The sequence below is a fragment of the Polynucleobacter sp. JS-JIR-II-c23 genome (assembly GCF_035011225.1).
Taxonomy (GTDB): domain Bacteria; phylum Pseudomonadota; class Gammaproteobacteria; order Burkholderiales; family Burkholderiaceae; genus Polynucleobacter.
The window spans coordinates 1,792,530-1,817,464 of the sequence record NZ_JAYGQT010000001.1 but is presented as its reverse complement, the minus strand read 5'-3'; the positions used below and the strand labels follow the sequence as shown (position 1 = coordinate 1,817,464).

Sequence of the window (24,935 nt, the reverse complement as noted above, 5' to 3'; positions counted from 1 at the left end):
TAGCTAATGCGAATGATTTCAGGATTGTGATTATCGCTCCTCCCAAGATTGTTATCCCAGGCAGAAATATTGCAATTTATATCGGAATGTGGCTTCAATTATGATGTACTTGATGCTTCTGAGCTGCGAGCCTATTATCTTCAGTGAAAGAACGCGGGTTCAATATTTCTTTTCCATTGAGGGTGATGTCAGTTATCTTATTAAGTTTGCTGCTAATCTATTAGCAGCAGGAGGCTTTTTCAGCAATAGGCCAAATGAGAAATTGTTAGCAATTAATGAGCTTACTGAACTTATAGCTACAAAATTGAATATTGATCTGAAGCCCATCTTGGTGGATGGCATGACTCGAGTAATTAAATATGCAACAAACTCTGAAAATAAAATTAGAGATATATTCTGCTATAAAACATCTTTAACATTAGACGGAGCAATCGATCCAATGATTGACTATATTCAACATAGGAGGACTAGAAAATTTAATTACAACTTACCGATTGAAATTTTTTCAAGCAGAACTCCTAAAACTAGGTCACAAAAGATTTTCTAATGTTTTATTTTATCCATCAGCAAGTTGGCGAATACAGCGAACAAGTAAATTTAAAGTTTCTCTCTTGGATTGGTAATGAGTGCTTTAATGGTAATTTTAAAGTTATTATCACGGATAATACAATTCAAAAAAATATCACTAATCAAAATTATATAAAGCTAAGTTCAGGAAATGAATATCGCGAATTTAGTGGATGGATTACTGGGCTAGAATATTTAAAACTGAACACAAGTTCAAAAGAGATTTCTGGAATAGTTTTATCAAATCAAACCATGTTGAGCAATAGAGCGTTTGATATTCCAATGAGAAATGCAATTAGAGCCGGGATCTTTATGGCCCAGGAATTTGAAACCCCAGTTATGTTTGGTGATCTTGATTTAATACGCAGTCAAGGGCCTTACTTTTACAAATCTATTGATAGTTACTATATTTCCACTTATTTTATTTTTTTAAATAAATCAGCTTTAGACTTTATAAATGTATTAAACCCTGATGATAATTTATATAAATTATTTAATAAAACACCAAATTGTAGTAGCGTCTTATTAGGTGAGTATAAAGATATTGAATACTATAAAGTAATTGAGGGATGGTTGTACAAAAATCATGGTGGTCCAAAATGGTATTTGCATGAAAAATTATCACTAGAAAATTATAATTATTTTTCCAAAAAATTATTCTCCATATTAACGGAGCATGGTATATCTCAGAGGTTTGTTAATCGGGGAGGACGATTGATTGGCTATAAGCAATTTATAAATAGAACTATTATTGAAGAAATAATTTTTTTTATGAAAAGAGTTAAATATTCTTTAGGTTGGAGAATAAAAAAATATAAGAAATTTGGGTTTTTCTAAAAGATGATTTGGGTTGAAAAAAATCAAGACTATGAAGCCTATAGGGATCTATGGAATGGAAATAATTTAGGATATTTTGATCCAGCCTACCAGCTCCTTGTTGATGCTATAAAGTTTTTTACTGATAGTTTCGAGTATGGCTTTGTAGTAATGTCAATGCTTCCAATATTGGTATTGCTATGTTCAATTAAGAGACTGGGCGTTAATTGGTTTACCACCTTATTGATAATCGTTTCACTGATTCCTGCTTATGGATATGGTCCCGTGAGGCAGGCCTTAGCAAACTCTATTTTATTGCTAGCATTCTCGGTTAAACGTTTCTCATTTCTAATTGAGATAGTTTCAATATTAACCCACTGGACTGCAGGGTTACCTTCAGCTTTGCTTATGATAACCCATCTAAAGCCTAATTTAAAAGTCCTCGGATTGATACTCAGTATAGGCTTACTTTATTTGCTTGGAGTAGATTGGCTTGAAGCTCGCCTAAATATTTTTTTTGAGCCCGGGAGTTATATATCGTGGACTTCAATAATATTTAAATTGGCTATCTTAGCAGGATTAATGCATGCCAAAAAGAATAAAGTTATTAAATTTTATTTAATAACTAAGATTGCATTAATTTCTTCAATCATCATAAATTTCATGGGGTTTTTTGGATTCGGGCAAAATATTGTTCAGCGTATCGGCATGTCACTAGATATATTCGCAATATATGCATTATCGGTAATATTCATTTACTCTTCACCCTTTATTAAACGTTTTTGGGTTCTAGCATTATGCATTAAGTCAATAGTATCCTTCTATGCTCTTGGAGTAGCTCAATGAATATTGGCATTGGTTTATATCAAGGTTTTGGGGATTTATTTAGTTTAACTCTAATCTCTCAAGGCCTCAAATCTAAATTGCATGTTTACTCTTTTATTGAATGCCCGGAAATACTTACAAGGATATCGAAAAATAACTTAATTATTAGAAAGCTAGATAAAGCTGGTCTATTATCAGGCTCATATCGATTTATAAAGCAATTAAAAAATGATAAGCTTCAGGCTTACATTATTTCTGATTTTTCATGTACTAGATTTACCAAGTCAAAGCTTCTACAGTTAATAGCGTGTAGGGTTCTTGGAATAAAGGTTATAGGTTCTAGAGGCGATAAATTAGCGTTTCTTTATGATGAAAAATTAGAAGATTTGAGAGATGTTGAGCTTATAAAGAAAGACTACACCTGGATATCGGGAATTCTTCCTATTGAGCCATATGATCAATGTGTCAATGAATTTAAAGCTAATTTTCAGCCCGAATTTACTTCTCATAAATTTATTTTTCATGTTGGGGCATCAACCTTAAATAAAAAGTTTACGCCTAACCAGGTCATAAACTTTGTTAAGAGATTCGATAAGAGTGACATTTTAATAATTGGTTTGAAAAGTGATTTTTTAGGTCTTGAGATCCTTTCTGATGCAGGTTATATCCTTAAGGAGACTCTTTTTTCTGAAATGATTTCACTTATTGCTGGAGCTAAGCATTTGATATGTTTTGATAGCTTAGCAGCAAATGTCGCCAATGCTTTCGGTATCAACTGTAATATTATTTCTGGTCCAGTGATTACTGAATATTTTTTTAAGGAAAGTATTAGCATTTCCATCTTCAGGTCTACTTCTGATTGCACAAAATGTGGTTCTCCAGCTTGTATCAGAGGCGATGCTAAATGTATGAGTGATTTTGATATGAATACTTTATTTTTTCAAATTACAAAAATAAAAAATTGAAAATATTATTTAATTTTTCCTACAAGATTTTTTTAGGCTAGATGCCGAGGAGATAATTGTGAATACTGGGTTCAACATAGTTTATTTTAAGCAGAATACTGCAGCTAAAACTTTGAAAGTAAAGACGGCCATCTACCTTTCTTTGTTGGACGTCAATGTGTTTAAAAATATGTTTATTTGTAGTCTCAAATGAATCCAAGAATTTCTATCGGCTTGGTTCTTTATAAAACCCCGCTTGAGTTGGTTCAGCGTGTTTTGATAAATGTTCTTGAGTCTTCTGCTTGCGTTGAATGTATCGTCTTAGATAATTCTCCAACCCCAAACGATAGTCCTTTATTAAAATTAGAGCGTATCAGATATATTCATTCAGAAACGAATCTAGGTTTTGGTGGTGGACACAATAAAATATTTTTTGATTTTTGTAAAGATTCAGATTTTCATCTTATTTTGAACCCCGATATCAGTTTTTCTAGTCAGGTCTTAGGGGATCTTTTAAGTTATTTTGATGCCAAAAATAAAATCGTCGCTTTAATGCCATCGGTATTGAACCCGGATGGATCATCTCAGAACCTTTGTAAGCTTTTACCAACCCCTATCGATTTAATTGGTAGAAGATTTTTTCCTTCTAATTTTACGAATAAGTTTATCAATAGCAGTTATGTTTTGAGTGATCTACCAACCGACAGGCCATTAGAGGTGCCTATGCTTTCCGGATGTTTTTTGTTGGTTAGGTCCGCCAATTTTCGAGCTATTGGTGGTTTTGATGAGCGTTTCTTTATGTATATGGAAGATGTCGATCTCATTAGGCGGTTGAGTGAATTAGGCAGGGTGCTATATATACCAATGGTTAATGTTTTTCACGATTATGCTAAAGGTTCTTATAGAAATATGAAGTTACTAATTTTTCATATATTTTCAGCAATAATTTACTTTAATAAATGGGGATGGTTTTTTGATTCAAAGCGACATCGTAAGAATCATCAATTTTTAAAAACACTTAACCAGCAATAATTTTTCCTTAATGGAAAAATCGGTCGATAAAAGTAGCTTATCTAAGGTGTATGAATTAATACTACTGGCTTTTGGCACCTTTTAGAGTTGAACTTATGAGTCTATATGCATCCAGCTTGGTGTTTTGAATTTAACTATTCTAGAGTAAATCCAAACATATGAGATGACGAAAAGAAGGCATGCACCCATAAGCATGGGGGTAGAGTGCCACCATAAAATACTAGGCGCAATAGTCATTCCAGCTAGCACCCAGAGATATGGTGCCGTTCTAGCATTTGCAGAGAACCAGTTTTCATTTTGATGGTGAGGGCTAAGAATGCGGCGATAAATCAAGGTGTGGAAGTGTATGCCATCAGGTTGCCCAGGACTTTTTCCTTGATGAATTTTTCTTCTATAAATTGTAAAAAGTGTTTCAATAATAGGATAACCATTAATCAAGAGTGCAAACCAAGGCGATACTTCTTGATGTCTTGATATGAGAAGAATACTTGAGGCTGCAATCCAAAAACCAATAAGATACGCGCCTCCATCCCCCAGAAAAATTAAACCTCTAGGGTAATTCCATATAAAGAAGCCTAAGATAGCGCCTGCCATCACTAGGGCTAGGTAGATGATGGTAGTATCCATAAGGACATAGCCAATATAAGCAATTGCAAATAGGGTGATGATTCCTACCATGCTCGAAAGGCCATTAAAGCCATCAATGATGTTATAAGCATTGGCCAGGCCCGTTATAGCAAAAACCATAAAGACTACTCCAACCAAGGGGAAGGTAAATACATAATCTAGATAAGGGACGTCTAATCTAGATATGGAAACTTGTAGAAAATACGCGACCAATATCGCTGAAAGCAGTGTAAAAAATAAGCGCATGCGAACGCTAATTTTTTTTGTAAGATCCTCGGTCAGGCCGATGGCAAAAGTGGGGATTGAGCAAATTAAGAGCGTTAGCTCTAGCTTGGCATCAGGAATATTTTTGAGTCTAAATAAGATTGCAAAAAATAAACCAATTGCTATTGATAGCCCTCCTATTCTAGGAACAATTTTTTTATGGAATTTTTGCGGCCCAGAAAGGTCAAAATCTGATGATATGCGGCTATGCAAATGCTTTGATCTAATAATCAACAAGGTCACTAAAAATGATGAGAAGAAAGCAGCAAGTACACCAGACATAGGCCTATTGTAAAGGGAGCTATTAAATTCCGGTATTTTTAATGCTGGCAATTCCAGCCTTTTCTCAATTTAGAACACAAGCTAAGAGCCCTCACTGGTCTAGAAGGCATTTAGAGCTGGCCTGATTTGTAGTGATTTAATTTTGTCTAGATGTTGTGGACTTTAGGTTTTGCAAGCTTTTGGTTGATATCTAATGCGTTAAACGGTATTGGCGGCCTTAACCTGTATTTTTTGGCCAATCTAGCACTTTTTGACTTTCGAGTGAATACCCTGATGTAGGTGATTTTCAGTAGTTTCTGGGCGCCTTTTAGATATGTTATCGGTAGGCTATCAGTTTATTAGCCGCGATTTACCAGCTAAATCAATTGTTTTGCCGGTTACCGATGGCCGCTCCTTAAAGACCTACACTCTAGTTCGAGGTGAGCTTTGGGATTTTCCATTTGATGGTGGCAAGGTTAAGGCCGTTCGATATTACAAAACCACCTCTAGAGGCGATACTACCACCTTTGAGATTTGGTTTTCCGAAAAAGATCATATTCCTTTGCGTTCGGTTATTGGCCTTAACGCTCAGTACGGCGCGACTATTCAAGTGGATTTAAAAAAGATTCCAACCCTTTAAGTTTGGCCGTTTTAATTTAGTACCAGGTCTGATCAAATACTTTTACTTTTAGTTGTAGAGAAATAGCCCCATGTACTCGATCGCCAATCGTCGGAATCACAAAGATGTTTGCCCCAACCCAGTCGCCTTCCCAAGTTAGCGCGGGTAGCGCAGCTGCAAACCAACCGCCATTGTTCGTGGTGGGGTAACCATTGAAGCCTCCAATAACTGCACCAATCTTGATTGGGCCAATCGCTATAGGTTGGTAGTAGACGCCAGCATAGTTTGAATAAGCGCGATCACTGTTATAAAAGCGTCCCGCAGTTACTGATGCAACAGTATTGAATCGATACTCTAATCCCGCACCCCAATTGCCGTTGTTGAAATTCTTATCCTGCTGGAAGTGATAAGAGGCCATGCCTGGGTTGATCCAGAGTTGGCTCTTGGGTTCTTCTGGAACAATGCTGATTGGATTTCTGGTGTCCTCAGCAAAGCTGTTGACTGAATGGAGTAATCCACTTAGTGCAATGGCGCTAAATAGCGCCACCATAAGCTTTTTTCTAATACACACTCTCATGCAGATTACTTCTTGTTTGTTGTGTCTGCTTTAGTGCTGCCGGATTTATCGCCCTTATCTTTAGTGGGCTTGCTGAGTTTGAAACTCAGCTTCTGACCTTGATAGAGTAGGGTGGCAGATTCATCACCAATGCTTTGCAGGCTCAAGCCTTTGCCAATCGTTTCACCAACGCTAATTGCATTAGTAGGCTTGCCATCAATCTCAAAAATAGCAAAGCCATCAAGTGAGCCATCTGGATTTTTTGAGGTTGCCACAACGCCACGCAGATAAATATTCTCAGTTACCAGTGGCTTACTACCAAACAAAGCATAGCCAGCGGTTGCATCCTGGTTCGAATATAAAGTTTGGCCTTTAGAAATTCCATTAGCTGATTGAGCAGGCGTTCCTGGAATCTGCAGAATTCTCATCAACCAATAGGTGACTGAGATGGCGCATGCAAGCATCAGGAGATAGGTTATGAACTTCGTGAGATTGGCTGGGCTAGTAGGGATCAATCGGTTTAAGGAAATTGCCAAGGCACCTTGAGCATAGTTTGGCTTACCTGATTTTGAGGCAGCGTCAGGTTCTTGCTTCAGGGCCTGTTTAGAGCTCTTTAGCCTGTCCTGTATTCGTTTGATAAATTCGCTCAAAGTGACAAAATACCTATAAAATTTAATTCAGTTTAAATCATTGAAAGCGCCACCATATGTCTCATCACAGGTCTAACTTAGTTGCCCGCTTCATGTCTGCCAGTAAGCCTGCTTTTTTGACTCAAAAGTCTCCCTCAAAAGCCTCTGGAGCTATTCGTTTTGCTACCTCCGCACCGAAAAAGGGTGGAGATGCTGGATTTACCTTAATTGAGATCATGGTAGTGATTGCCATTATTGGTATCTTGGCGACCTTAATTGTTCCTAAGATCATGGGGCGTCCAGATGAGGCACGTGCAACCGCTGCTAAACATGATGTAGGTACCCTGGTGCAGGCATTCAAGCTCTATCGTCTTGATATTGGTCGATACCCAACAACCGAGCAAGGTATCAGAGCCTTGGTAGAAAAGCCCACTTCAGAACCCGTTCCGCAGAACTGGAAAGCCGGCGGTTATTTAGATTCCATTCCAAAAGATCCATGGGGTAATCCATATCAATATGCCAACCCAGGTACTCATGGCGAAATCGATGTCTTTAGCTATGGCTCAGATGGTAAGCCAGGCGGAACCGGAAACGATGCCGACATTGGCAATTGGCAGTAAGTCTTTAGTTGCGCCTAAGCTTATTCGGTTCAATGTAGAGGCGAAGAGTATGTTGGTAAGCTCTTCCTCAAAAATTCGAAGAGCTGCAGACGCTGGCTTTACCTTAATCGAGTTACTCGTCGCCATTGCCATCATGGCAGTGATGCTGGGTGTGGCTGTTCTCGCTATTCCAAATCATGATGAGCGTTATTGGAAAGACAATCTTGATCAACTCGTTTCATCACTCAATCTTGCGCAAGATGAGAGCGCCATGTCTGGTACTCCGATGATTGCGCAGATTGATTCAGCGGGTTGGCGATTTTTTGTTCCTAATACTAACGGCGCCTATGGTTCTCAGGGATCTGCAGGGTCTATGGGCTCTAGCTCTAACGCATCAGGCGGACAAGCTATTTCACTTGCTGGCAATGGAAGTAGCGGTGCTGTAAGTCCAGTCAACAATCCTTCAGGTCTAATGCCTGATGTCTATCGTCCTCAATCTTGGTACAAGCCTGTGGAGATTGCTCCTCTGCAACTCACTTTAGGTGGTGAGCAAGTGGCGCAAGTTTTTCAAATTCCGATTAAGCAAGTTACCGGTAGTGGCACTCAAGATACCAGGCAAGCAATATTGATCCGCAATCGTAATGGCCGGTTTAGTTGGACGAAGTTATGAGTGCATCTGATCGCACTCAGCAAGCTCTGCACCATCGCAATGGCTTTGCACTTATCGAAGTGTTAGTGGGTTTAGCAGTTTTAAGTATTGCCATGCTGGCAGGCTTGCGAGCAATAGCCAATGGTGCGGATACGCAACTTGCAGTCTCACAAAGAACAATGGCTTTATGGAGTGCTGACAATACCCTCATGGATTTACGTATGAGTCGCACTTGGCCAGAACTAGGAACATCTACGTTTAGCTGTCCTCAAGCGACGTATGTTTTTGTTTGTCAACGTAAAGTGCTTAGCACCCCCAATCCAGCCTTTCGAAGAATTGAAGTCACTGTCTACTTGTCTAGCCCGAGCAGCACAGATGTAGCCAGTGGCCCCCGTTTAGCTTGGTTGACCACCGTGGTCTCGAATCCGTCTGGTGGTGTGATGTAATCCTGCTAGCGCAGTAATTTGCCTTGTTGCAAATAAGATGCACCCCTATTGGGAAAGCTTTCTGTGGGTGAGAGAAGCATTACTTCCTAAAATCCTCCCTATAGTCTTAAAAAGCCGACCTCAGATGGTATTGGGTGATATATGGCTAGGGACAATCTTGGTTGCAGTTTTGTAGGTGATACGCTAAAATTGCATGAAATTTCAATAAAAAATCATGCAAAAAGAGCCGGTAAAACCCTCCTTGAGTGCCTCACCTGAGGTGCGCGATAGCCCATTGGGTAGACTTCGCTCGCATTTAAAGAGTGGCCATGTCTATAGAAGAGAAGACTTTTTAAGTGACTCTAATGCGGTTGATCGCCATTTAAAGCAATTAGTTGATGCGGGTGATTTAGAAAAGCTTGCCCAAGGACTGTATTACTCGCCCAAGTCCTCAGCGTTTGGTAGGGTGCCTCCAAAGGACGAAGATCTAGTCGAAGCTTTTTTAAAAGATGAGAACTTTTTATTGCTTTCACCCAATAGCTATAACTCTTTAGGTCTAGGAACAACCCAGCTCTATAACAAGACCGTGGTGTACAACCATAAGCGTCACGGCATCTTTAAATTAGGCAATAGAAGTTTTGAATTTCGAGTAAAGCCGCGCTTCCCCAAAAAAGTGGATAAAGAATTCCTGTTGGTAGATCTATTGAATAATCTAGATTCGCTTGCCGAGAATAAAAGTGACGTATTGGCTATGGCAGAGAAACAATTAAATAAGTTTGAAACTGCTAAGTTGCAAAAAATGGTTAGTACTTATGGTGCAGGCAGAACTAAGAAGCAGGTTTCATCTTGGTTGCGTGCCCCCCAGAAAGCGAGTACTTAATGCTATTGCATGACCACAAGGACTTCAGGGATCTGATTGCAGCAGTATCAGATGCTATGGGTATTGATCCTACATTGGTTGAAAAAGATTACTGGATCATGCATTGTCTGTGGGGAGTGCAGCAACAAGGGTTCGCATTTGAATTAAAAGGCGGAACTTCATTATCCAAAGGGTTTGGACTCATCCATCGCTTTTCCGAAGATATTGATATTCGTATTGAGCCGCCAGCAGGCATGGATGTTAAGACTGGAAAAAATCAAGATAAAGAAGTGCACATCAAATCTCGCGCAGACTATTACGATTGGGTTGCCAGTGAGCTTAAGATTTCTGGCATACAAGAAGTTATACGAGATCATGCATTCGATGATCAAGAAAAAATGCGCAGTGGTGGGATTCGCTTAAATTACCTATCTACAACACCATTGCTTAGTGGTTTAAAGGATGGCGTTTTATTGGAATTGGGTTTTGACGATACAGCACCAAATCAAGCGGTAGATATTTCATCATGGGCATACGATTATGCGATTAAGTACGTCAAAGGGCTTAATGACAATAGAGCTAAAGACGTCCTTTGCTACCTGCCAGAATATACATTTGTAGAGAAGCTGCAAACCATTACTACAAAGTATCGTCAATACAAAGAAGGGAAGATATTTCCTAAGAATTTCTTAAGACATTACTACGATCTATATTGCCTCTTAGACTGTCCATCAGTGTTAGGCTTTATTAAGACTGATAGGTATCAGACTAGAAAGATAGAGCGTTTTCCTAAGTCCGATTACTTAGTCATTTCTCAAAACCCAGCTTTTCTTCTGAGTGATTCACAAGATCGAAAGTTATTTGAATCTGAATATCTAAAGGTAGCTAGCCTGTATTACCAAGGGCAGCCAAGTTTTGGCGATCTACTAAATCGCATTGGCCAGCATATACATAGCCTCTAAACATCAGCTTTTTAAATCAAGGACTGCTAGCAAAAATAAGTTTGCGAAATTCCGCCATGCCTATCAAAGAAGATATCATTCATTTATCAAGAGGAGTAGATCATGGATGCAGCTCACATCTTTAAAACTGGCCAAAGCCAAGCGGTAAGTTTTTCCAAGGAATATCGCCTAACTGAATCAGAGGTCGCTGCTCAGCATTTTGGCGGTGGACTTCTCCTTTCGCCCAAAAGTAGCCTCTTTACATTTATTTCTGCTTCTTTAGCTAGTTTTGAGCCGGGCTTGCAATTAATACGCGAGCAGCCAGAGCAACAAGGCCAGTCGGAGATTGCCTCTTGATTTTGCTAGATACAAGTTTGGTATCTACATCACCGATCAAAAACTTTCCTCTGTTTTGGAGCGCTTTAAGGGATTAAGCTCTAGTCACTAATATCAAAAAGAGTTTTCAATAGTGCCAGGATTGAGACCGGAAAAATAGGTTTGAGAGAGGTGAAAATTATGTCAAATCAACTCAGTCTTGCTAGATTATTTTATTGCGCAATATGATTAATCTAAAGCCGAATAAACAAGGGCTAAATTCACAAGAGCATGGCTTCGCTTTACTAGAAGTCATCGTTGCGCTCGTCATCATGGCTTTAGTAGGCTTAATGGCATGGCGCGGTATGGATGCCATGATTCGGGGGCGTGAAGTGATTGATAGACGCGCAAATCAAGACGCGGATTACTCACAACTTGTACGCCAGTTTGAAAAAGATTGCCAATCCGTTTTAGTACGTGATGAGCTTAGTAGTTTGGCAAATTCTCAAGCGGGCGCTAATGCAAATGGTGGCGCTGTTTCTGCTGTGGCATCTGGCGCTAAAAACATTTGGTTCTTGCGTCGTTATCGTGCTGATAACGTAGACGCTTGGTTGATTGCTGGCTATGGCATGGGACCTACTGGGCTGCAACGCTGGACTAGTAAGCCTTTATTGCAAAGATCGGATGCTGGCGCATTGTGGTTTGGCATCTCTCGTGATCCTGATTTGGCATCAAGTGATTTGCTGTTAAGCCTGGAAGTCCCCACAGTAGTGCGCCAAGCCTTTCAAGTGCAGACTTCGGTGCTCAGTGGTGCCGGTACCAGTGGCATTAGTGCCTCTGGTACAGGAAGCCCTAACGCTACTACTAACACCTCTGCCACCACTTCCTCCACCAATCCTCCTGCTAACACTGCTCCCAATGTAAGCAATTTACTTCCTGAGCAACAGGGGGTTGTCATACAGTGGTGGATTAAAGATGTTGCCTTACCCATTACAAGATCATGTTTAATGGGAGGTGCGCTGTGACATCTTTAAGAATGCGTTCCTTACTTCCTATTTCCCCTGCACCTCATCATGAGCGTGGCTCAGCAACAGTGACTGCATTGATTGTGGTGGGTGTAGCTGCAGTACTTTTAGCTGGCTTGATGTGGCGTCAGCAAATTCAGATTCGGACTCTTGAGAATGCACGTGATCAAGTGCAAGCGCAGTGGTTGCAGCGTGCCGCAATTGATTTTGCACGTTTGGTCTTAGTTGAAGATCAACGCAACAGTCAGATTGACCATTTGGGTGAGGCTTGGGCATTGCCCCTTGCCGATGGAAAAGTAGCGGATTTCTTAAAAAATACTGATGTACCAGATGAGATAGCTGCAGTCACTTTGCAGGGGCAACTCATCGATGCTCAAAGTCAGTTCAATTTAGCCAATCTCTGGGATAAGAGCTTTAAAACAATCAATCCTCCTGGGGTCCAGGAGTATGGGCGCCTTTTAGACGCTTTAGGCTTAGATAAAAACTTGGCTCAGCAGACCGCCCAGGGTGTTTTGCAGCTGGATATGCCAATTTATGACCTAGAAGGCCTATTAAAGCTGCCATCCTATAGTCCTGCTATTTTGGAACAGATAAAGCCTTTTGTAACGATTTTACCGATTTTAACGACAGTTAACGTCAATACTGCCTCTGCAGAGGTATTAATGGCAGCTATTCCGGGGCTTTCTAGGTCGGCGGCGGGGGCTTTTGTGCAGCAAAGGGCTTCAACCCCCCTCAAAAGCGCTGATGAAATCACCACCCTCTTAAATAAGATGGGGGCAAGCCAAGGCATTACTTTGGACGCCTCCCTGGTAGATGTGCGCTCCCAATTTTGGCTCGCTCGTTCAGAAATACGCATGGGTAGGGGCTTATTTGTGAGTTCGGCCCTGATTCAGAGATCTCAAAACCCCTTGCCAAGTGGCAATTTCACGCAAGTGATCTGGAGTAAGACTGGGAAAGTGCTGGCCGACTAAGTGCTATTTTGGGCTGCGTGATCAAAACGTGGACAAATTGGGGCTTATTAGTATTCAGAAGCGATGCCTATGTCATTTATCATTGATTTTTAACATTGAGAGATCGTTTTCTTTGAAAAACCCCATCCGCATAGACCATCTCTTGATGCGACTCATTTTTGGTCGCCGATGGCGCGATAAGCTTTGGATTACTAAAAAAGACAAAGCAGAAATCGTCGGCCGAATTGCTATGGCTTCTGCAAAAGTCTTGACGGATGTGTACGACTTAAAGCCGCTCAAGATTGCTACAGTTGGGAAGAACCCATCAGTGAATCCCGGTTTACTCCAAACGGACACCGGTTATTTAATGATTGCGCGTTCATCGCGTCTGCGCTGCTATAACGATGTGGACTACATTGAAAACAAAGCGGGTATTGATGACATTAATTACCTCTATACATTAGATAAAGAGTTTCAGGTCATTTCTCATGCAGCCTTAGATGAAACCTTGTTGCGTGAAAAAGGCTATTGCATCCGGCATTGCATGAGCGATAGTCGACTGTTTTATTGGAATGAGCAGGTATGGGCAATTGGCGCAGCGCTTCGCCTTAAGGATGGTAAAGAAATTGTTTCGCAAATCATGTATCGCATTGAAGGTGCGGTAGTAGTCGATGCGATTGCATTTGACTCTCCTACAAAAGATATCCATGAGAAGAATTGGACTCCCGTATTAAAAGAGGGGGTCTTAAGATTTATCTATAGCTATCTTCCCCCAAATATATTGAGAGTAGATGGTCGCGATGTTGTTTTAGAGGGCCCGCTGCGCAAGATTCAAGGGCATGACGCTCGGGGCGGCACTCCTTTAGTGGAGTATGCCAATGGCTATCTCTGTTTGGTACATCAAGCGCCTAATATGTGGAATGGCAAACGCTCTTATACCCACAGTTTTGTTTACTTCAGCAAAGATCTGGAGTTGCTAGAAGTAAGCGAGCCTTTTTATTTGCAACGTCGTGGCCTAGAGTTTGCCGCAGGCATTGCCAAGGTTGATGGCGGAATTGTGGTTTCTTATGGTGTTGCTGACCGGGCTTGTATGGTTTTACAAATCCCTGACCGAGTCATGCAGCGCTATTTAATGCTTTAACTAAAAAGATATTTTGAGTTTATTAATCGTTCGCTGTCCGCTTAAGCCGTTTACTGGCGCTGGATCCACAGGGGATACTGCTCGTGAGTGGTCAGAGCTCAATTGCGCTGAACATTTTGAATGGTGCCTGGTTGACGGCGAGGATCTATCGAATGCTTCAATTGAAACGGGCATTGGCGCTCCTGAGTCGATGCCTTATGCGGATGAAGTATTGGTTTTGATGCCTACGATCGATGTGCGTCTTATTGAAGCAAAAGTGCCATTGGCGAACGCTAAAAAACTGCAGCAAATATTGCCAAACCTCATTGAAGAGTATGTACTCACTGGAGCTCAGTCTCTTGCAGTGCAAGCATTGCCACCGATGCCCGGCAAACCTGCAATGCAAAGGGTGATTGCCTTAATTGATCGAGCATGGTTTGCATGGCTTACTAAACAGCTAGAAGGTTTAATTAGTCAGAGAATTCGTCTCATTCCGGAATGCTTGCTCTTGGCAAACTCTGACATAGATGGTGAAGATTCTAAATTCCCCGCGATCGCATATCAGCGCAGTGAAGAGGCTCTGGTTATTACTCGACGAACTGGTGTTCAGTTGGGTGTAGCTTGGATTGAGAGGGCGGTAGATCAAGCTGGAGATACTGTTGCCTTACCTAAGGCATTGCAGAATTCATCAGTTGGAGAGTTTTCCTGGGATTGGTTGGCTCTTAGTGCAAAGCAGTTTTTAAAAGATAACGCATCATCCAAGTCAGCCAATTACTCTCTTAATTTACTACCTAAAACTTTTAGACGCGAAGCAGGAAAAGGTTTATCAAATCTATCTAATTACCTAAAGCGTCAACGCGTAGATGGAAGCCAAGCGGTTAGTGCTAGCGCAACTTGGATAGAACCAGCAATCTGGCGTCAGCCCGCACAGTGGTCAAAGTATTTAATCGTCAGCATTGTTGCTGGATATCTCTTGCACTTGGGTTGGTTGGTAGTGGACAACTGGCGGTGGGGTAACCAAATTGAAGTCTTGGCAGCCCAATCATTAACCCCATCTTCCATAGCAAAACTGAATCAAGACAAATCGCAAGATAAAGCCATAGGTATAAGCGGCTCATCTAGCAATGCCGTAATCACTGCGTTCACTCACCAAGTGACTCAAGACCAAAGGCGCCAAGGACTGGTATCTGATGCAGACTTTGCGTCAATGGCTGCCAAGCTACAGCAACTCAAGGCTGCCTTTGGGCCAGAGGTTTTGCAAAAGCTTGATTACGATGGCTACGCTATCGATTTTGAATTTAAGCCCGGCGTGCTGAAAGGATCAAATCAGCAGACCAGCGCTGAAGTCATGCAAAAAGCCCGCTCACTAGGCTTAATGGTTAAAGCACTAGGCGCTAATCGCTATCGCTTGGAACCGTATTCAGGGCTTGGACAATGAATCAAAGTCCACTAAATCAGTTCTCTCAAAAGTTATTTACTTTCTTGAAGAAGGTAAAGGCGCTATTGAGTAAAGATTATTCAATGCAAGATTTGAAGAATCTCAAATCTTTACCTAAAACACTACAGCAGAGGTTTTCTGAAGCACAGCATGGTCTGGGTAAAGCATCTACAAGTGCAGTGCTAGCTTCATCATCCTCAAAGTTTGATATCAAGCAATTGCCAGATCTAGCGCGTCGCTTTGTAATTGAGAAACGCAAAGCATTTGTAATACTGTTCGCGATGTTGATTTTGTTGCTTCTGAATTCTTTCGTGATCGCTCCTTATGGACAACGCGTCCAAAATCAATTGGATATGCGTCCTGCACAATGGTCGCAATTGCAAAGCTTAATTAAGCTGGCTAAATCCTCAAGCTCCTCCGCCTCTCAGGCACCATCCTATAGCCCTGGAGTTGCGACTGTAACTTTGCTGGATGACATGGAGCTGCAAAAGATTCGGAGCGTATTGACTGCGCGCGGCTTAAAGCCAAACATCCTTCGTTTAACAGCTGATAATCCGCCACGTATTGAGTTTCAATCAAGCGATGCCATGTTCTCAGTATTGCTTGATGCGCTAGATGAGTTGCGTACTACTTGGCGTTTATATCCAGAGCAACTGAATGTCATCTCCACTAGTGGGGCAGGTATGGTCAATATTAGCGGCGTATTAATGCAATACGGCGGTCAAGCGGGTATCGCTAGATAGATGACTATTTCATGAAACTCGTCCTCGACTTTACTCATCCTAAGTTGCCTAAGTTATTTTGGGCTGCTTTGGTATTTGCTTGCCTGGTGGTGATTGTTCGCCAAATGCCCATCAGTTGGGTGAGTGGATCTCTGGCATCCCAAACAGGTTGTCGCGTCATGTTGCAACAACCGATTGGAACGATTTGGCAAGGTAGTGCCGCATTGGCATTTTCTGAGCCCAATGCCACGGAAGGTGGATGCCGTGATCCTATGTCCGTTACCGAACGCTTCCATTGGTCTACTGGCTGTAAGCTCTTATCCATGACCTGCAATACCGAGCTGCAGTTTGCTGCCTTCGAGCAACCTCAATTGATTGGTTGGAGCTTGAGTAAAACCCAAATTGCCGCTAATGAAATCAAGCTGCCGGCCAATGTTTTGGAGGGCTTGGGTAACCCTTGGAGTACTTTACGCCCTCGCGGGGAGCTTGGGGCACGCTGGACCGATATCAATTTAGTGGGCTTAATGGCTAACTTACCGGTTTTCGGGGCTGGAAATACCCCATCTTCAGGAGTTATTCGAATTATCATAAGTAACCTGACAAGCCCAATTAGCCCTGTAAAACCGTTAGGTGGTTATGAAATATCGGCCAATATTGCTGATGGGGGTATGAATTGGACTCTATCGACCACGAGTGGCCCGCTCTTATTAAAAGGGCAGGGAGAATTTAGCAATAAGGCTGGTAGCAAAGCAATGCAATTTTCCGGTGAAGCAAGTGCCTCACCGGAGTCACAAGAATCCTTAATTGGGTTGTTGTCACTATTGGGTAAAAAAGAAGGTGATACGTATCGCCTGAAGTTTTAAGTTTTTAGATGAACTTACAAGTTAAAAATAGCGGTAATAAAGAAAACGGTATGCAAAAAGTATTCAGTCAACTGCAGATGAAACTGCAACTCAACTTTAAGAAGCGCTTAGCGCTCTTGGTTGTTATTTGCTTTGTCGGCGAGAGTGTCGTCATGCCTTTGGCTTACGCGCAAGCAAATCGCGCACCTTCTGTTAATGGCACTGTGCCTGATGAGGGCGCTGTTACTTTATCTTTCTCAAATGCCGATATTGAATCTGTTGCTAGCGTTTTAGCCAAGGCAACTGGCCAAACTATTTTGGTTGACCCTAAAGTTAAGGGCACTATTAACTTGATCAGTAATAGGCCGCTTACTAAGGCAAAAGCCATTGATGCCTTCTCTACGGCCCTGCGTACTTCAGGCTTTGCACTAGTAGATGTGAATGGCGTCTACCGCGTGGTGCCTGAGGCTGATGCCAAGTTGATCAGTAATTCGGTAACGACTGGTAAGAGTAAGCAAGAAGGTGACCAGATCATTACTCGTGTATTCAAGCTTAATTTTGAATCTGCCAATAATCTCTTGCCTGTATTGCGTCCATTGGTTTCACCAAATAACACTATCAACGCCTATCCAGGTAACAACACCATTGTGATTACTGACTACGCTAGCAATATTCAGCGTATTGGGCAGTTGATCGAATCGATAGATGCGCCAACATCCAGTGATGTACAAAGCATCAAACTCAACTACGCCATTGCTACTGATATGGCAACAATCTTAAGTAAGGTATTGGATACTGCTTCTACTGGTGGTGCAGATCCTTCACTCAAAACCATGATTTTGGCTGAGCCACGGAGCAACTCTATTTTGGTTCGTGGTGCTAGTGCAGAGCGGATTCGCCAAATTGGGGTATTGGTTGCGCGCCTTGATGTGCCTACTGCTAATAACGGCAACATTTGGGTGGTTCCCCTCAAGAATGCAGAAGCAGTTAAATTGGCGGTTACCTTACGTGCAATTGTGGCCGCCGATGCTTCTTTGTCAGCACAAGTAGGCAGCACTCCGGGTCAGCCAGGTGCCGTCAATCCTGCAGCCAATCTCAATCAGCAGACCGCTAATCAACAAGCCAGCACGGCTCCTGGTGCTTCAGGATCTTCTGCTGCTACTTCGGCTTTAACGAGTTCAAGCAACCCAACTACCGGCGGCATTATTCAGGCAGAGCCAGCTACCAATTCCATCATCATTACTGCTAGTGAGCCTTTGTATCGCAATCTGCGTCATGTGATTGAGCAACTAGATCGTCGTCGTACTCAGGTCTACATCGAGTCTTTGATTGCTGAAGTGAGTTCAACCAATGCTGAGGAGTTGGGTATTCAGTGGCAGGGCTTGGTTGGCTCTGGTAACCAAAACGTGGGCTTTGGTGGTACTAACTACACGAATGCTGCAGGGCAAGCAGGTTCCAATATTGTTGGTCTTGGATCAAACGTCAACAATATTCTCAATCCAAGTGGCGCAACAAATGTTGTTATTCCGCCTGCTCCTGGTTTGAACTTAGGTCTGCTTACCAAATTCAATGGCACTTATGGCATGTCAGCCTTGATTACTGCTTTGGCAACAACCCAAGGCACGAACATTCTGTCAACGCCAAACCTCATTACTTTGGACAACGAAGAAGCTCGTATTGTGGTGGGTCAGAACGTACCGATCATTACTGGTTCTTACGCGCAAACTGGCTCAACTAGCACCGTGACGCCATTCCAAACCTATACTCGTCAAGACGTAGGTCTCACATTGCGTGTGCGCCCACAAGTTTCTGATAACGGTATTGTGAAGATGCAGATTTATCAAGAAGTGTCTTCAATCTATAACCAAAACTTTGCTTCTGGCATTATTTTGAATAAACGCAACATAGAATCCAATGTATTGGTCGATGACGGCCAGATCATTGTGCTCGGTGGTTTGATTGAAGATAAGTACAACGACGGCTCCAATGGTGTGCCATTCTTAAAAGATATTCCGATTATTGGAGCGTTATTTAGGTCTGATGCAAAGACTCGCACCAAAACCAATTTACTCGTTTTCATGCGTCCTTATATCCTGCGTGATAAAGACCAAGCTGCCGACATCACTACGAATCGTTTGAATTTGGTCCAGCAAACTGAAACTGCATTTAAGCAAGCGCCAATGCTCTTGCCTAAAGAAGATTTGACGAAGATGTCAGATATTGAGCCGCCATTGATTCCACCAGGTAAACCAGTGAATCAGACACCAAACAATCTGCCGTCTTCTGGATTGACTAAGCCGATTCCAGTTCGTCCATCGAATGCACCGGCTTCTGCTGCACCAGTGCCCATCACAATTCAATAAGACGATTCAATAAGACTATCCAGTAAGAAGAACTTACACAGAAGCCATGCAGCATCTTCCTCGCGTTCCCTTTAGCTATGCCAAAGCAAATCAGATTTTGCTGATTAAGGGCGCGGTGAGCGAGGATGGCGAGGAAAGTGCTCCAACCTTAATTCATAGCGCTGAGACAGACCTTTCTGTCTTGCAAGAGATCTGCCGTTTAGTGGGCCCCATTCGTCGTATTGAGCAAACGAGCGAAGAAGTATTAGAAGCGCTGAATGCTGCTTACTCTGAAGGTGATCTCAATGCATCCCAAGTGGTGGATGAGGTAGAAGAGGCCGTAGACTTATCTCGCCTCTTACAAGAAATGCCTGTCTCTGAAGACTTGCTGGAGATGAATGATGATGCTCCAGTGATTCGGATGATTAATAGTTTGCTCAAGCAGGCTAGCCGTGATGGGGCATCGGATATTCATCTAGAAGCATTTGAGCGTAAGTCCGTTGTCCGCTTTCGGGTGGATGGCAATTTGCGCGACATCGTGGATATGCGCCGAGACCTCCATGCTGCCTTAGTTTCTCGTATCAAGATCATGGCCTCACTCGATATTGCTGAGAAGCGCATGCCACAGGACGGTCGCATCTCTTTGCGAGTCGGTGGACGCGCGATTGATGTGCGCGTATCAACCTTACCAACCTCACATGGTGAGCGAGTAGTGCTTCGTCTATTGGAGAAGAATTACGATCGTTTGGATCTGCGTGCTTTAGGTATGGCTGAGGACACGTTCAATCAGTTTGATCAACTCATTCATCGTCCGCACGGCATTGTTCTGGTGACCGGACCAACGGGTAGCGGCAAGACCACTACCTTATATGGCGCATTACTCCGTCTACGTAACAAGATTAATAACATCATGACGGTAGAAGACCCAATCGAGTACAACCTCGATGGCATTGGGCAAACCCAAGTCAACTCCCGTATTGATATGAACTTTGCCAGGGCCTTGCGCGCGATCTTGCGCCAAGATCCGGACATTGTGATGATTGGTGAGATTCGTGATTTAGAGACTGCGCAGATTGCTGTGCAAGCTTCTTTAACAGGCCATCTAGTATTAGCAACATTGCATACCAACGATGCCCCTTCAGCAGTTACGCGTTTGATTGATATGGGTATTGAGCCATTCTTACTCTCATCCACTTTGTTGGGTGTGCTTGGTCAGCGTCTCATTCGAATGAGTTGTTCGGCTTGTGGCGGCAAAGGTTGCCCAACCTGTGGTGACTCTGGTTACAGTGGCCGTGCCGGTATTTATGAGTTGATGACCACGAATGAAAAGATTCGGGAACTCATTCATCAGCATGCAGCTGAGAGTGATATTCGTAAGCAAGCCTTAGTAGGTGGCATGCGTACCTTAGCTGATGATGGCAAGCGCTGGGTAACTGAAGGCAAAACCACACCAGAAGAAATTCTGCGTGTTACCGGCACAGTAGAAATCGACTAAGCAAATCGACTAACTCAATCAAATTAATGAACCATGCCACGCTATCGATTTGAAGCCCTAACTTACGCAGGTAAGAGTGAGCGCGGTAGCGTTGAAGGTGAAAGCGTACGTGCAGTCCGTCAGGCATTGATGGCCAAGCAATTGGTGCCAGTCACGATTGATCTCGAAACCGAGTGGGGCAAACAACGTTTTTGGAATAAATGGTTTTCAGAGAACAAGCCACTCAGTCGGGCAGATCTCGCATTGATTACAAAGCAGGTAGCAATTTTGGTGAGATCTGGCGTACAGATCGATGAAGCACTCTCCGTATTGGCTGAAGAAGCAAGCCAAGCCCATGTCAAAACAGTTCTACAGGCGGTGGTTGCTGAGCTTCGTGCCGGCTTGCCTTTATCTAAAGCAATTGCAGGCCAACCACTTTCATTCGATCCTTTGTATCAAGGGGTGGTAGGCGCAGCAGAGCAGTCTGGCAAGATGGGGCAAGTGCTTACTCAGTTAGCTGATTTCTTGGAGAAGCGTCAAGCCCTCAAAAACAAGGCAATGGGTGCCTTGGCATACCCGGCCATGCTGACGGGTGTGGCATTCATGATCGTATTGTTCTTAATGACTTATGTAGTTCCGCAAATTGCGAGAGTGTTTCAGAGTACAAAGCAGGCACTACCATTTTCCACTCGCTTCATCTTGGGTTTATCCGAGTTCATTGTGAACTGGGGTTGGTTGTTGGTGATATTAGTTGCCGCCGCTATCTTTTATGGACGTCGTGCACTCGCTAAAGAAGATATTCGTTTAAAAGTGGATCGTGCCTTGCTGAATGCACCCTTATTAGGTCCGCTACTTTTGGGTTTTGAGACAGCGCGCTTTGCCAACACGATGGCAATGTTGGTTTCTGCCAATGTGCCTATCCTGACTGCCCTACACAGTGCTCGTAGCACCTTAGGTAACTCAGTCTTGCGTGCGGCGATTGATTCAACAGAAGTCAGATTACGTGAAGGTACGAGTCTTTCTAGGGCTTTAGGTAGCCAAGGGGTGTTCTCACCAATCTTGATCCACTTGATTCGTTCAGGTGAGGCATCTGGCAAGTTAGACGAGATGCTGAAGTACGGGGCTGAGAATGCCGAGCTCGAATCTGAGCAAAAAACCAAAATATTTACCAGTTTGCTCGAACCTTTATTAATATTGGCTATGGGCTTAATGGTTTTAGGAATCGTAATGGCAGTGATGCAACCAATCTTGGAAATGAATTCAGGGGTAAGGTAATAAAAATGCAAATATTAATAATGACTGGACCGCACAGCAAGGTAAGAGAGATTTCTCTTACGGCTCGCCATTTGGTTTTCGGTGGCGCACTCAGCTTAGCTTTGCTTGTAGGCGCAAACGTTGCTATTAACGACGTTACCAATGAGACCAAAGATATCTTGCATGCGATGGAGAAAAAAGATCTCTTGGAGAAGCGCTTCATTGCCAACTCAGAAGATGACTACGAGACCAAGCTCATGGAGCTTCAAGCTAGATTAGATGAAGCACAGCGTAACCTGGCTCAGCTAGACGATTTGCGTATGCAGTTAGCAAAAACCAATGGTGTGAATTTAGCTAGCAACTCAAGCAACTCAATTAACTACGGCAACAATGTAGTGGATCTCGGTAATGCTCAAGGTGGCCCACTTAGCCCAGCAAATGCGGTGATTAACTTAGGCAATCAAGGTGAGCAGTATGGCGCTCGCTTAGATCGCACCGTACAAGACTCCATCGCACTGAGCAATCGCGTGCAAGAAGTACAAAAATCCCTGACGCAAAGTTGGGATGTATCAAGCTCAATTCCTACGGCTTCACCATTGCCGCTCATGCCTCAAGCTTCCAGTGGCCTAGGCTATCGCATCGACCCTATTACGCAACAAACTGCTTGGCATGAAGGCACAGACTTTCCTGCGGCATATGGCACACCAATTCTAGCTACTGCCGAGGGTGTAGTAATCCGCGCAGCCTGGGATCAAGAATATGGCTATGTAGTAGACGTGCAGCATAAGAATGCAGTGGTAACAAGATACGCCCATGCTCAAGAGATCTTGGTAAAGCAGGGTGATTTTGTAAGGCAATCCCAAGCGATTGCTAAGGTAGGCTCAACCGGAAGATCGACTGGACCCCACTTGCACTATGAGGTCTTGAGGGACGGAGTAACGCTAGGTAAGAACTAATTTTATGAGCAAGTTGCCGTTTCTCCCTCTGACGATGCTTGCTCTTGCATGCAATGTTTATGCTCAAGATTCCTCGGTCAACATCGCGACCCAATCCGGTAACAGTCTCGGACTAACTCTATCTGGTTACCAATACAAAGAGCCCAGTCTGGATGTAGTGATCAATTCCGCTTTGGTTGGCATTGATTACACAGGTACTTATGCATTTGGCAACGATTGGTTTGTTCGGGCTGATGCACGTTATGCGTATGGTTCTGCTAAATATACCGGTAGCGGAACTCAAAGCAATATTCCTTATTCTTACTACGATCTGCGTGGCCTATTCGGCTACGACTTCAGTTTTTCTAAGTTAGGCGGTTTTGTTCTTGCCCCTTACGCTGGTATTGGATATCGCTATCTTTTTGACAATCAGGCGGGGCAAACTACATCAGGCGCTAATTCGTACAATCGCTCCAGTAATTATGTATATCTGCCGATTGGTATTACGCATCGCATGAAGATTAATGATGTTCACAAGCTTGAGACTGCTTTTGAGTACGATTATCTGATTCAGGGTACGCAGGTTTCACATCTTTCCCAAGCAGCGCCCTACCTGCCTGACGTAACCAATCAACAATTTCGAGGTTATGGTTTGCGCCTCTCATCTATGTACCAATTTAGTGAGTGGTCAGTCGGTCCCTACATCACTTACTGGAATATCCAGAACTCCAACGTAGTAACGCAACCAATTACTGTTGGAAAAACGGTTTATAGGCTCTCAGCGCAAGAGCCTGCTAACACAACTGTTGAGGCAGGCATCAAGGTCTCTTACTCTTTTTAATCCGCCCCTTATTTCTTAAGGAACTAAGCTTAAGAAGAGATACTCTAAGAAGATGATGATATGAACTACGCCTTGCAAGAGGGTAGTTCTACCAATCGCTAGAGTGAGTGCACCAATAAAGAATGACAAATACATCAATGTCATATTGAGATCGCTAATACCTAGGCTGAGCGGAAGATTGAAGAAAATCGCAATCGCCGCTACTGTTGGAATGGTTAAGCCAATGCTGGCTAAAGCAGAACCCAAAGCCAAGTTCAAGCTGCTTTGCAAGCGATTGGCCTTAGCCGCTCTCACAGCCGCAAAGCCCTCTGGCATTAATACCAACAGTGCAATCGCAATACCTACAATGGTTTTGGGTGCGCCTGCAGCCGCAACACCGCGCTCAATGGCCGGACTAAGAAGCTCTGCAAGACCCACTACAGTAATCAGGGATAGTAATAATAGAGCGCCACTAACTGCCGTCTTCAGCCCGCTAGGCTTTTGAGCATGAACATTACTATCTGTTTTCTTATCTTCCCTCTTCGGCAGGTAGTAATCGCGATGACTGACTGTTTGGAAGAATAAAAATGCAATGTAGAGTGCAAATGAAGCGATGCCTGCAAAGGCTAATTGACTCTTTGTGAAGTCAGGACCAGGTGTGCTGATAGTCACAATTGGCATGACCAAAATAAAAGTAGCCAATGCAGTTAATACTGCTAATGCCGAATTAGTTCCTTCATTACGAAAGCTCATTTCATGATGGGTTAAGCCACCCATAAAAATACAGAGGCCAATCACACCGTTGATCACAATCATGACCGTCGCAAACACTGCATCTCTGGCAATGAACTCAGATCCTTCATGACCAGTGAGCATCATCGAAATGATGAGGGATACTTCAATAATGGTGACGCTAATAGACAGTATCAAGGTGCCAAATGGTTCACCGGTTTTATGGGCAATCACTTCAGCATGGTGAACGGCTGAAAGAACTGCTCCAATCAGCGTGACGCTCATGAGTGCGATGAACCAAGTTTGGCTGAGTAAGTTAGTCATAGGCTATCTGATCTTCAAAATAAGGTTAA

27 protein-coding genes are annotated in these 24,935 nt (G+C 42.9%); 23 read left to right on the top strand and 4 right to left on the bottom strand.

Features of this window, described 5'->3' with window-relative positions:
- The first annotated feature begins 100 nt into the window (after positions 1-100).
- The 5 genes from VC159_RS09270 (at position 101) to VC159_RS09250 (ending at position 4,184) form a co-directional block, all read left to right on the top strand.
- Positions 101-547, top strand: a complete 447-nt coding sequence (locus VC159_RS09270; RefSeq protein WP_323473382.1) for a hypothetical protein — start codon at positions 101-103, stop codon at positions 545-547.
- On the top strand, positions 547-1,404 hold the full coding sequence (locus tag VC159_RS09265; RefSeq protein WP_323473381.1) for a hypothetical protein: 858 nt from the start codon (positions 547-549) through the stop codon (positions 1,402-1,404). The genes VC159_RS09270 and VC159_RS09265 overlap by 1 nt, the downstream gene beginning before the upstream one ends.
- 3 nt (positions 1,405-1,407) lie before the next feature.
- Positions 1,408-2,229: an EpsG family protein gene (locus tag VC159_RS09260; protein WP_323473380.1), complete on the top strand. Its 822-nt coding sequence runs from the start codon at positions 1,408-1,410 to the stop codon at positions 2,227-2,229.
- On the top strand, positions 2,226-3,173 hold the full coding sequence (locus VC159_RS09255; protein ID WP_323473379.1) for a hypothetical protein: 948 nt from the start codon (positions 2,226-2,228) through the stop codon (positions 3,171-3,173). Before VC159_RS09260 ends, VC159_RS09255 begins: the two co-directional genes overlap by 4 nt.
- Positions 3,174-3,362: 189 nt before the next feature.
- Positions 3,363-4,184 (top strand): glycosyltransferase family 2 protein, encoded by an 822-nt coding sequence (locus tag VC159_RS09250; protein WP_323473378.1) that lies wholly within the window; start codon positions 3,363-3,365, stop codon positions 4,182-4,184.
- 93 nt (positions 4,185-4,277) lie between these two features.
- Here the strand turns inward: VC159_RS09250 and VC159_RS09245 are convergent, their stop codons facing one another.
- Positions 4,278-5,357: a glycosyltransferase gene (locus VC159_RS09245; RefSeq protein WP_323473377.1), complete on the bottom strand. Its 1,080-nt coding sequence runs from the start codon at positions 5,355-5,357 to the stop codon at positions 4,278-4,280.
- Positions 5,358-5,670: 313 nt separating this feature from the next.
- On the opposite strand from VC159_RS09245, the gene VC159_RS09240 reads away from it, so the two are divergent.
- Complete coding sequence (locus VC159_RS09240; RefSeq protein WP_323473376.1) at positions 5,671-5,976, top strand: hypothetical protein; 306 nt, start codon at positions 5,671-5,673, stop codon at positions 5,974-5,976.
- A gap of 16 nt (positions 5,977-5,992) precedes the next feature.
- Here the strand turns inward: VC159_RS09240 and VC159_RS09235 are convergent, their stop codons facing one another.
- Both VC159_RS09235 and VC159_RS09230 read right to left on the bottom strand, forming a co-directional pair.
- Positions 5,993-6,505: a hypothetical protein gene (locus VC159_RS09235; protein WP_323473375.1), complete on the bottom strand. Its 513-nt coding sequence runs from the start codon at positions 6,503-6,505 to the stop codon at positions 5,993-5,995.
- A gap of 32 nt (positions 6,506-6,537) precedes the next feature.
- Positions 6,538-7,161 carry a hypothetical protein gene (locus tag VC159_RS09230; protein WP_323473374.1) on the bottom strand — a complete coding sequence of 208 codons (624 nt, stop codon included), beginning with the start codon at positions 7,159-7,161 and terminating at the stop codon, positions 6,538-6,540.
- A 92-nt stretch (positions 7,162-7,253) separates the two neighbouring features.
- On the opposite strand from VC159_RS09230, the gene gspG reads away from it, so the two are divergent.
- The 17 genes from gspG (at position 7,254) to VC159_RS09145 (ending at position 23,871) form a co-directional block, all read left to right on the top strand.
- Entirely contained in the window at positions 7,254-7,760 is a 507-nt protein-coding gene (gspG, locus tag VC159_RS09225) for a type II secretion system major pseudopilin GspG (RefSeq protein ID WP_416350445.1), read from the top strand.
- Entirely contained in the window at positions 7,687-8,409 is a 723-nt protein-coding gene (locus VC159_RS09220; RefSeq protein WP_323473373.1) for a prepilin-type N-terminal cleavage/methylation domain-containing protein, read from the top strand. Before gspG ends, VC159_RS09220 begins: the two co-directional genes overlap by 74 nt.
- Positions 8,406-8,834, top strand: a complete 429-nt coding sequence (gene gspI, locus VC159_RS09215; protein WP_323473372.1) for a type II secretion system minor pseudopilin GspI — start codon at positions 8,406-8,408, stop codon at positions 8,832-8,834. Before VC159_RS09220 ends, gspI begins: the two co-directional genes overlap by 4 nt.
- A gap of 214 nt (positions 8,835-9,048) precedes the next feature.
- Positions 9,049-9,693: a DUF6088 family protein gene (locus tag VC159_RS09210; RefSeq protein WP_323473371.1), complete on the top strand. Its 645-nt coding sequence runs from the start codon at positions 9,049-9,051 to the stop codon at positions 9,691-9,693.
- Positions 9,693-10,634, top strand: a complete 942-nt coding sequence (locus tag VC159_RS09205; protein ID WP_323473370.1) for a nucleotidyl transferase AbiEii/AbiGii toxin family protein — start codon at positions 9,693-9,695, stop codon at positions 10,632-10,634. Before VC159_RS09210 ends, VC159_RS09205 begins: the two co-directional genes overlap by 1 nt.
- A gap of 102 nt (positions 10,635-10,736) precedes the next feature.
- Positions 10,737-10,970, top strand: coding sequence for a hypothetical protein (locus VC159_RS09200; RefSeq protein WP_323473369.1), 234 nt, complete (start codon positions 10,737-10,739; stop codon positions 10,968-10,970).
- A gap of 203 nt (positions 10,971-11,173) precedes the next feature.
- Complete coding sequence (locus VC159_RS09195) at positions 11,174-11,953, top strand: PulJ/GspJ family protein (protein WP_323473580.1); 780 nt, start codon at positions 11,174-11,176, stop codon at positions 11,951-11,953.
- Entirely contained in the window at positions 11,950-12,924 is a 975-nt protein-coding gene (gene gspK / locus VC159_RS09190) for a type II secretion system minor pseudopilin GspK (RefSeq protein WP_323473368.1), read from the top strand. The genes VC159_RS09195 and gspK overlap by 4 nt, the downstream gene beginning before the upstream one ends.
- Positions 12,925-13,069: 145 nt before the next feature.
- Positions 13,070-14,044, top strand: a complete 975-nt coding sequence (locus VC159_RS09185; RefSeq protein ID WP_323473367.1) for a hypothetical protein — start codon at positions 13,070-13,072, stop codon at positions 14,042-14,044.
- 13 nt (positions 14,045-14,057) lie between these two features.
- Positions 14,058-15,461 (top strand): type II secretion system protein GspL, encoded by a 1,404-nt coding sequence (locus tag VC159_RS09180; protein ID WP_323473366.1) that lies wholly within the window; start codon positions 14,058-14,060, stop codon positions 15,459-15,461.
- A complete protein-coding gene (locus VC159_RS09175; protein ID WP_323473365.1) occupies positions 15,458-16,204 on the top strand; it encodes a hypothetical protein in 747 nt (248 codons plus the stop codon). Before VC159_RS09180 ends, VC159_RS09175 begins: the two co-directional genes overlap by 4 nt.
- 11 nt (positions 16,205-16,215) lie before the next feature.
- On the top strand, positions 16,216-17,046 hold the full coding sequence (gspN, locus tag VC159_RS09170) for a type II secretion system protein N (protein ID WP_323473364.1): 831 nt from the start codon (positions 16,216-16,218) through the stop codon (positions 17,044-17,046).
- A gap of 8 nt (positions 17,047-17,054) precedes the next feature.
- A complete protein-coding gene (gene gspD, locus VC159_RS09165) occupies positions 17,055-19,388 on the top strand; it encodes a type II secretion system secretin GspD (protein ID WP_323473363.1) in 2,334 nt (777 codons plus the stop codon).
- A gap of 46 nt (positions 19,389-19,434) precedes the next feature.
- Positions 19,435-20,862: a GspE/PulE family protein gene (locus VC159_RS09160; RefSeq protein WP_323473362.1), complete on the top strand. Its 1,428-nt coding sequence runs from the start codon at positions 19,435-19,437 to the stop codon at positions 20,860-20,862.
- Between the two features lie 33 nt (positions 20,863-20,895).
- The gene (gene gspF / locus VC159_RS09155) at positions 20,896-22,116 is read left to right on the top strand and encodes a type II secretion system inner membrane protein GspF (protein WP_323473361.1); all 1,221 of its coding nucleotides are present in this window, start codon (positions 20,896-20,898) and stop codon (positions 22,114-22,116) included.
- 20 nt (positions 22,117-22,136) lie between these two features.
- Positions 22,137-23,051 carry a M23 family metallopeptidase gene (locus VC159_RS09150; RefSeq protein WP_158009037.1) on the top strand — a complete coding sequence of 305 codons (915 nt, stop codon included), beginning with the start codon at positions 22,137-22,139 and terminating at the stop codon, positions 23,049-23,051.
- A 4-nt stretch (positions 23,052-23,055) separates the two neighbouring features.
- Entirely contained in the window at positions 23,056-23,871 is an 816-nt protein-coding gene (locus tag VC159_RS09145) for a hypothetical protein (RefSeq protein WP_323473360.1), read from the top strand.
- A 15-nt stretch (positions 23,872-23,886) separates the two neighbouring features.
- On the opposite strand, the gene VC159_RS09140 is transcribed toward VC159_RS09145, so the two are convergent.
- Positions 23,887-24,906, bottom strand: coding sequence for a calcium:proton antiporter (locus tag VC159_RS09140; RefSeq protein ID WP_216263915.1), 1,020 nt, complete (start codon positions 24,904-24,906; stop codon positions 23,887-23,889).
- Between the last annotated feature and the right edge of the window lie 29 nt (positions 24,907-24,935).

Bases quoted from the DNA above. Each gene is read 5' to 3' on its own strand.
- VC159_RS09235 (WP_323473375.1), bottom strand. From the start codon at position 6,505: ATGGTGGCGCTATTTAGCGCCATTGCACTAAGTGGATTACTCCATTCA.
- gspD (WP_323473363.1), top strand. From the start codon at position 17,055: ATGAACTTACAAGTTAAAAATAGCGGTAATAAAGAAAACGGTATGCAA.
- gspG (WP_416350445.1), top strand. From the start codon at position 7,254: ATGTCTGCCAGTAAGCCTGCTTTTTTGACTCAAAAGTCTCCCTCAAAA.
- gspN (WP_323473364.1), top strand. From the start codon at position 16,216: ATGAAACTCGTCCTCGACTTTACTCATCCTAAGTTGCCTAAGTTATTT.
- VC159_RS09210 (WP_323473371.1), top strand. From the start codon at position 9,049: ATGCAAAAAGAGCCGGTAAAACCCTCCTTGAGTGCCTCACCTGAGGTG.
- VC159_RS09175 (WP_323473365.1), top strand. From the start codon at position 15,458: ATGAATCAAAGTCCACTAAATCAGTTCTCTCAAAAGTTATTTACTTTC.
- VC159_RS09140 (WP_216263915.1), bottom strand. From the start codon at position 24,906: ATGACTAACTTACTCAGCCAAACTTGGTTCATCGCACTCATGAGCGTC.
- VC159_RS09245 (WP_323473377.1), bottom strand. From the start codon at position 5,357: ATGTCTGGTGTACTTGCTGCTTTCTTCTCATCATTTTTAGTGACCTTG.
- VC159_RS09205 (WP_323473370.1), top strand. From the start codon at position 9,693: ATGCTATTGCATGACCACAAGGACTTCAGGGATCTGATTGCAGCAGTA.
- VC159_RS09195 (WP_323473580.1), top strand. From the start codon at position 11,174: ATGATTAATCTAAAGCCGAATAAACAAGGGCTAAATTCACAAGAGCAT.
- VC159_RS09145 (WP_323473360.1), top strand. From the start codon at position 23,056: ATGAGCAAGTTGCCGTTTCTCCCTCTGACGATGCTTGCTCTTGCATGC.
- VC159_RS09240 (WP_323473376.1), top strand. From the start codon at position 5,671: ATGTTATCGGTAGGCTATCAGTTTATTAGCCGCGATTTACCAGCTAAA.
- gspI (WP_323473372.1), top strand. From the start codon at position 8,406: ATGAGTGCATCTGATCGCACTCAGCAAGCTCTGCACCATCGCAATGGC.
- VC159_RS09150 (WP_158009037.1), top strand. From the start codon at position 22,137: ATGACTGGACCGCACAGCAAGGTAAGAGAGATTTCTCTTACGGCTCGC.
- gspF (WP_323473361.1), top strand. From the start codon at position 20,896: ATGCCACGCTATCGATTTGAAGCCCTAACTTACGCAGGTAAGAGTGAG.
- VC159_RS09250 (WP_323473378.1), top strand. From the start codon at position 3,363: ATGAATCCAAGAATTTCTATCGGCTTGGTTCTTTATAAAACCCCGCTT.
- VC159_RS09260 (WP_323473380.1), top strand. From the start codon at position 1,408: ATGATTTGGGTTGAAAAAAATCAAGACTATGAAGCCTATAGGGATCTA.
- VC159_RS09255 (WP_323473379.1), top strand. From the start codon at position 2,226: ATGAATATTGGCATTGGTTTATATCAAGGTTTTGGGGATTTATTTAGT.
- VC159_RS09200 (WP_323473369.1), top strand. From the start codon at position 10,737: ATGGATGCAGCTCACATCTTTAAAACTGGCCAAAGCCAAGCGGTAAGT.
- VC159_RS09160 (WP_323473362.1), top strand. From the start codon at position 19,435: ATGCAGCATCTTCCTCGCGTTCCCTTTAGCTATGCCAAAGCAAATCAG.
- VC159_RS09270 (WP_323473382.1), top strand. From the start codon at position 101: ATGATGTACTTGATGCTTCTGAGCTGCGAGCCTATTATCTTCAGTGAA.
- VC159_RS09265 (WP_323473381.1), top strand. From the start codon at position 547: ATGTTTTATTTTATCCATCAGCAAGTTGGCGAATACAGCGAACAAGTA.
- VC159_RS09185 (WP_323473367.1), top strand. From the start codon at position 13,070: ATGCGACTCATTTTTGGTCGCCGATGGCGCGATAAGCTTTGGATTACT.
- VC159_RS09220 (WP_323473373.1), top strand. From the start codon at position 7,687: ATGTCTTTAGCTATGGCTCAGATGGTAAGCCAGGCGGAACCGGAAACG.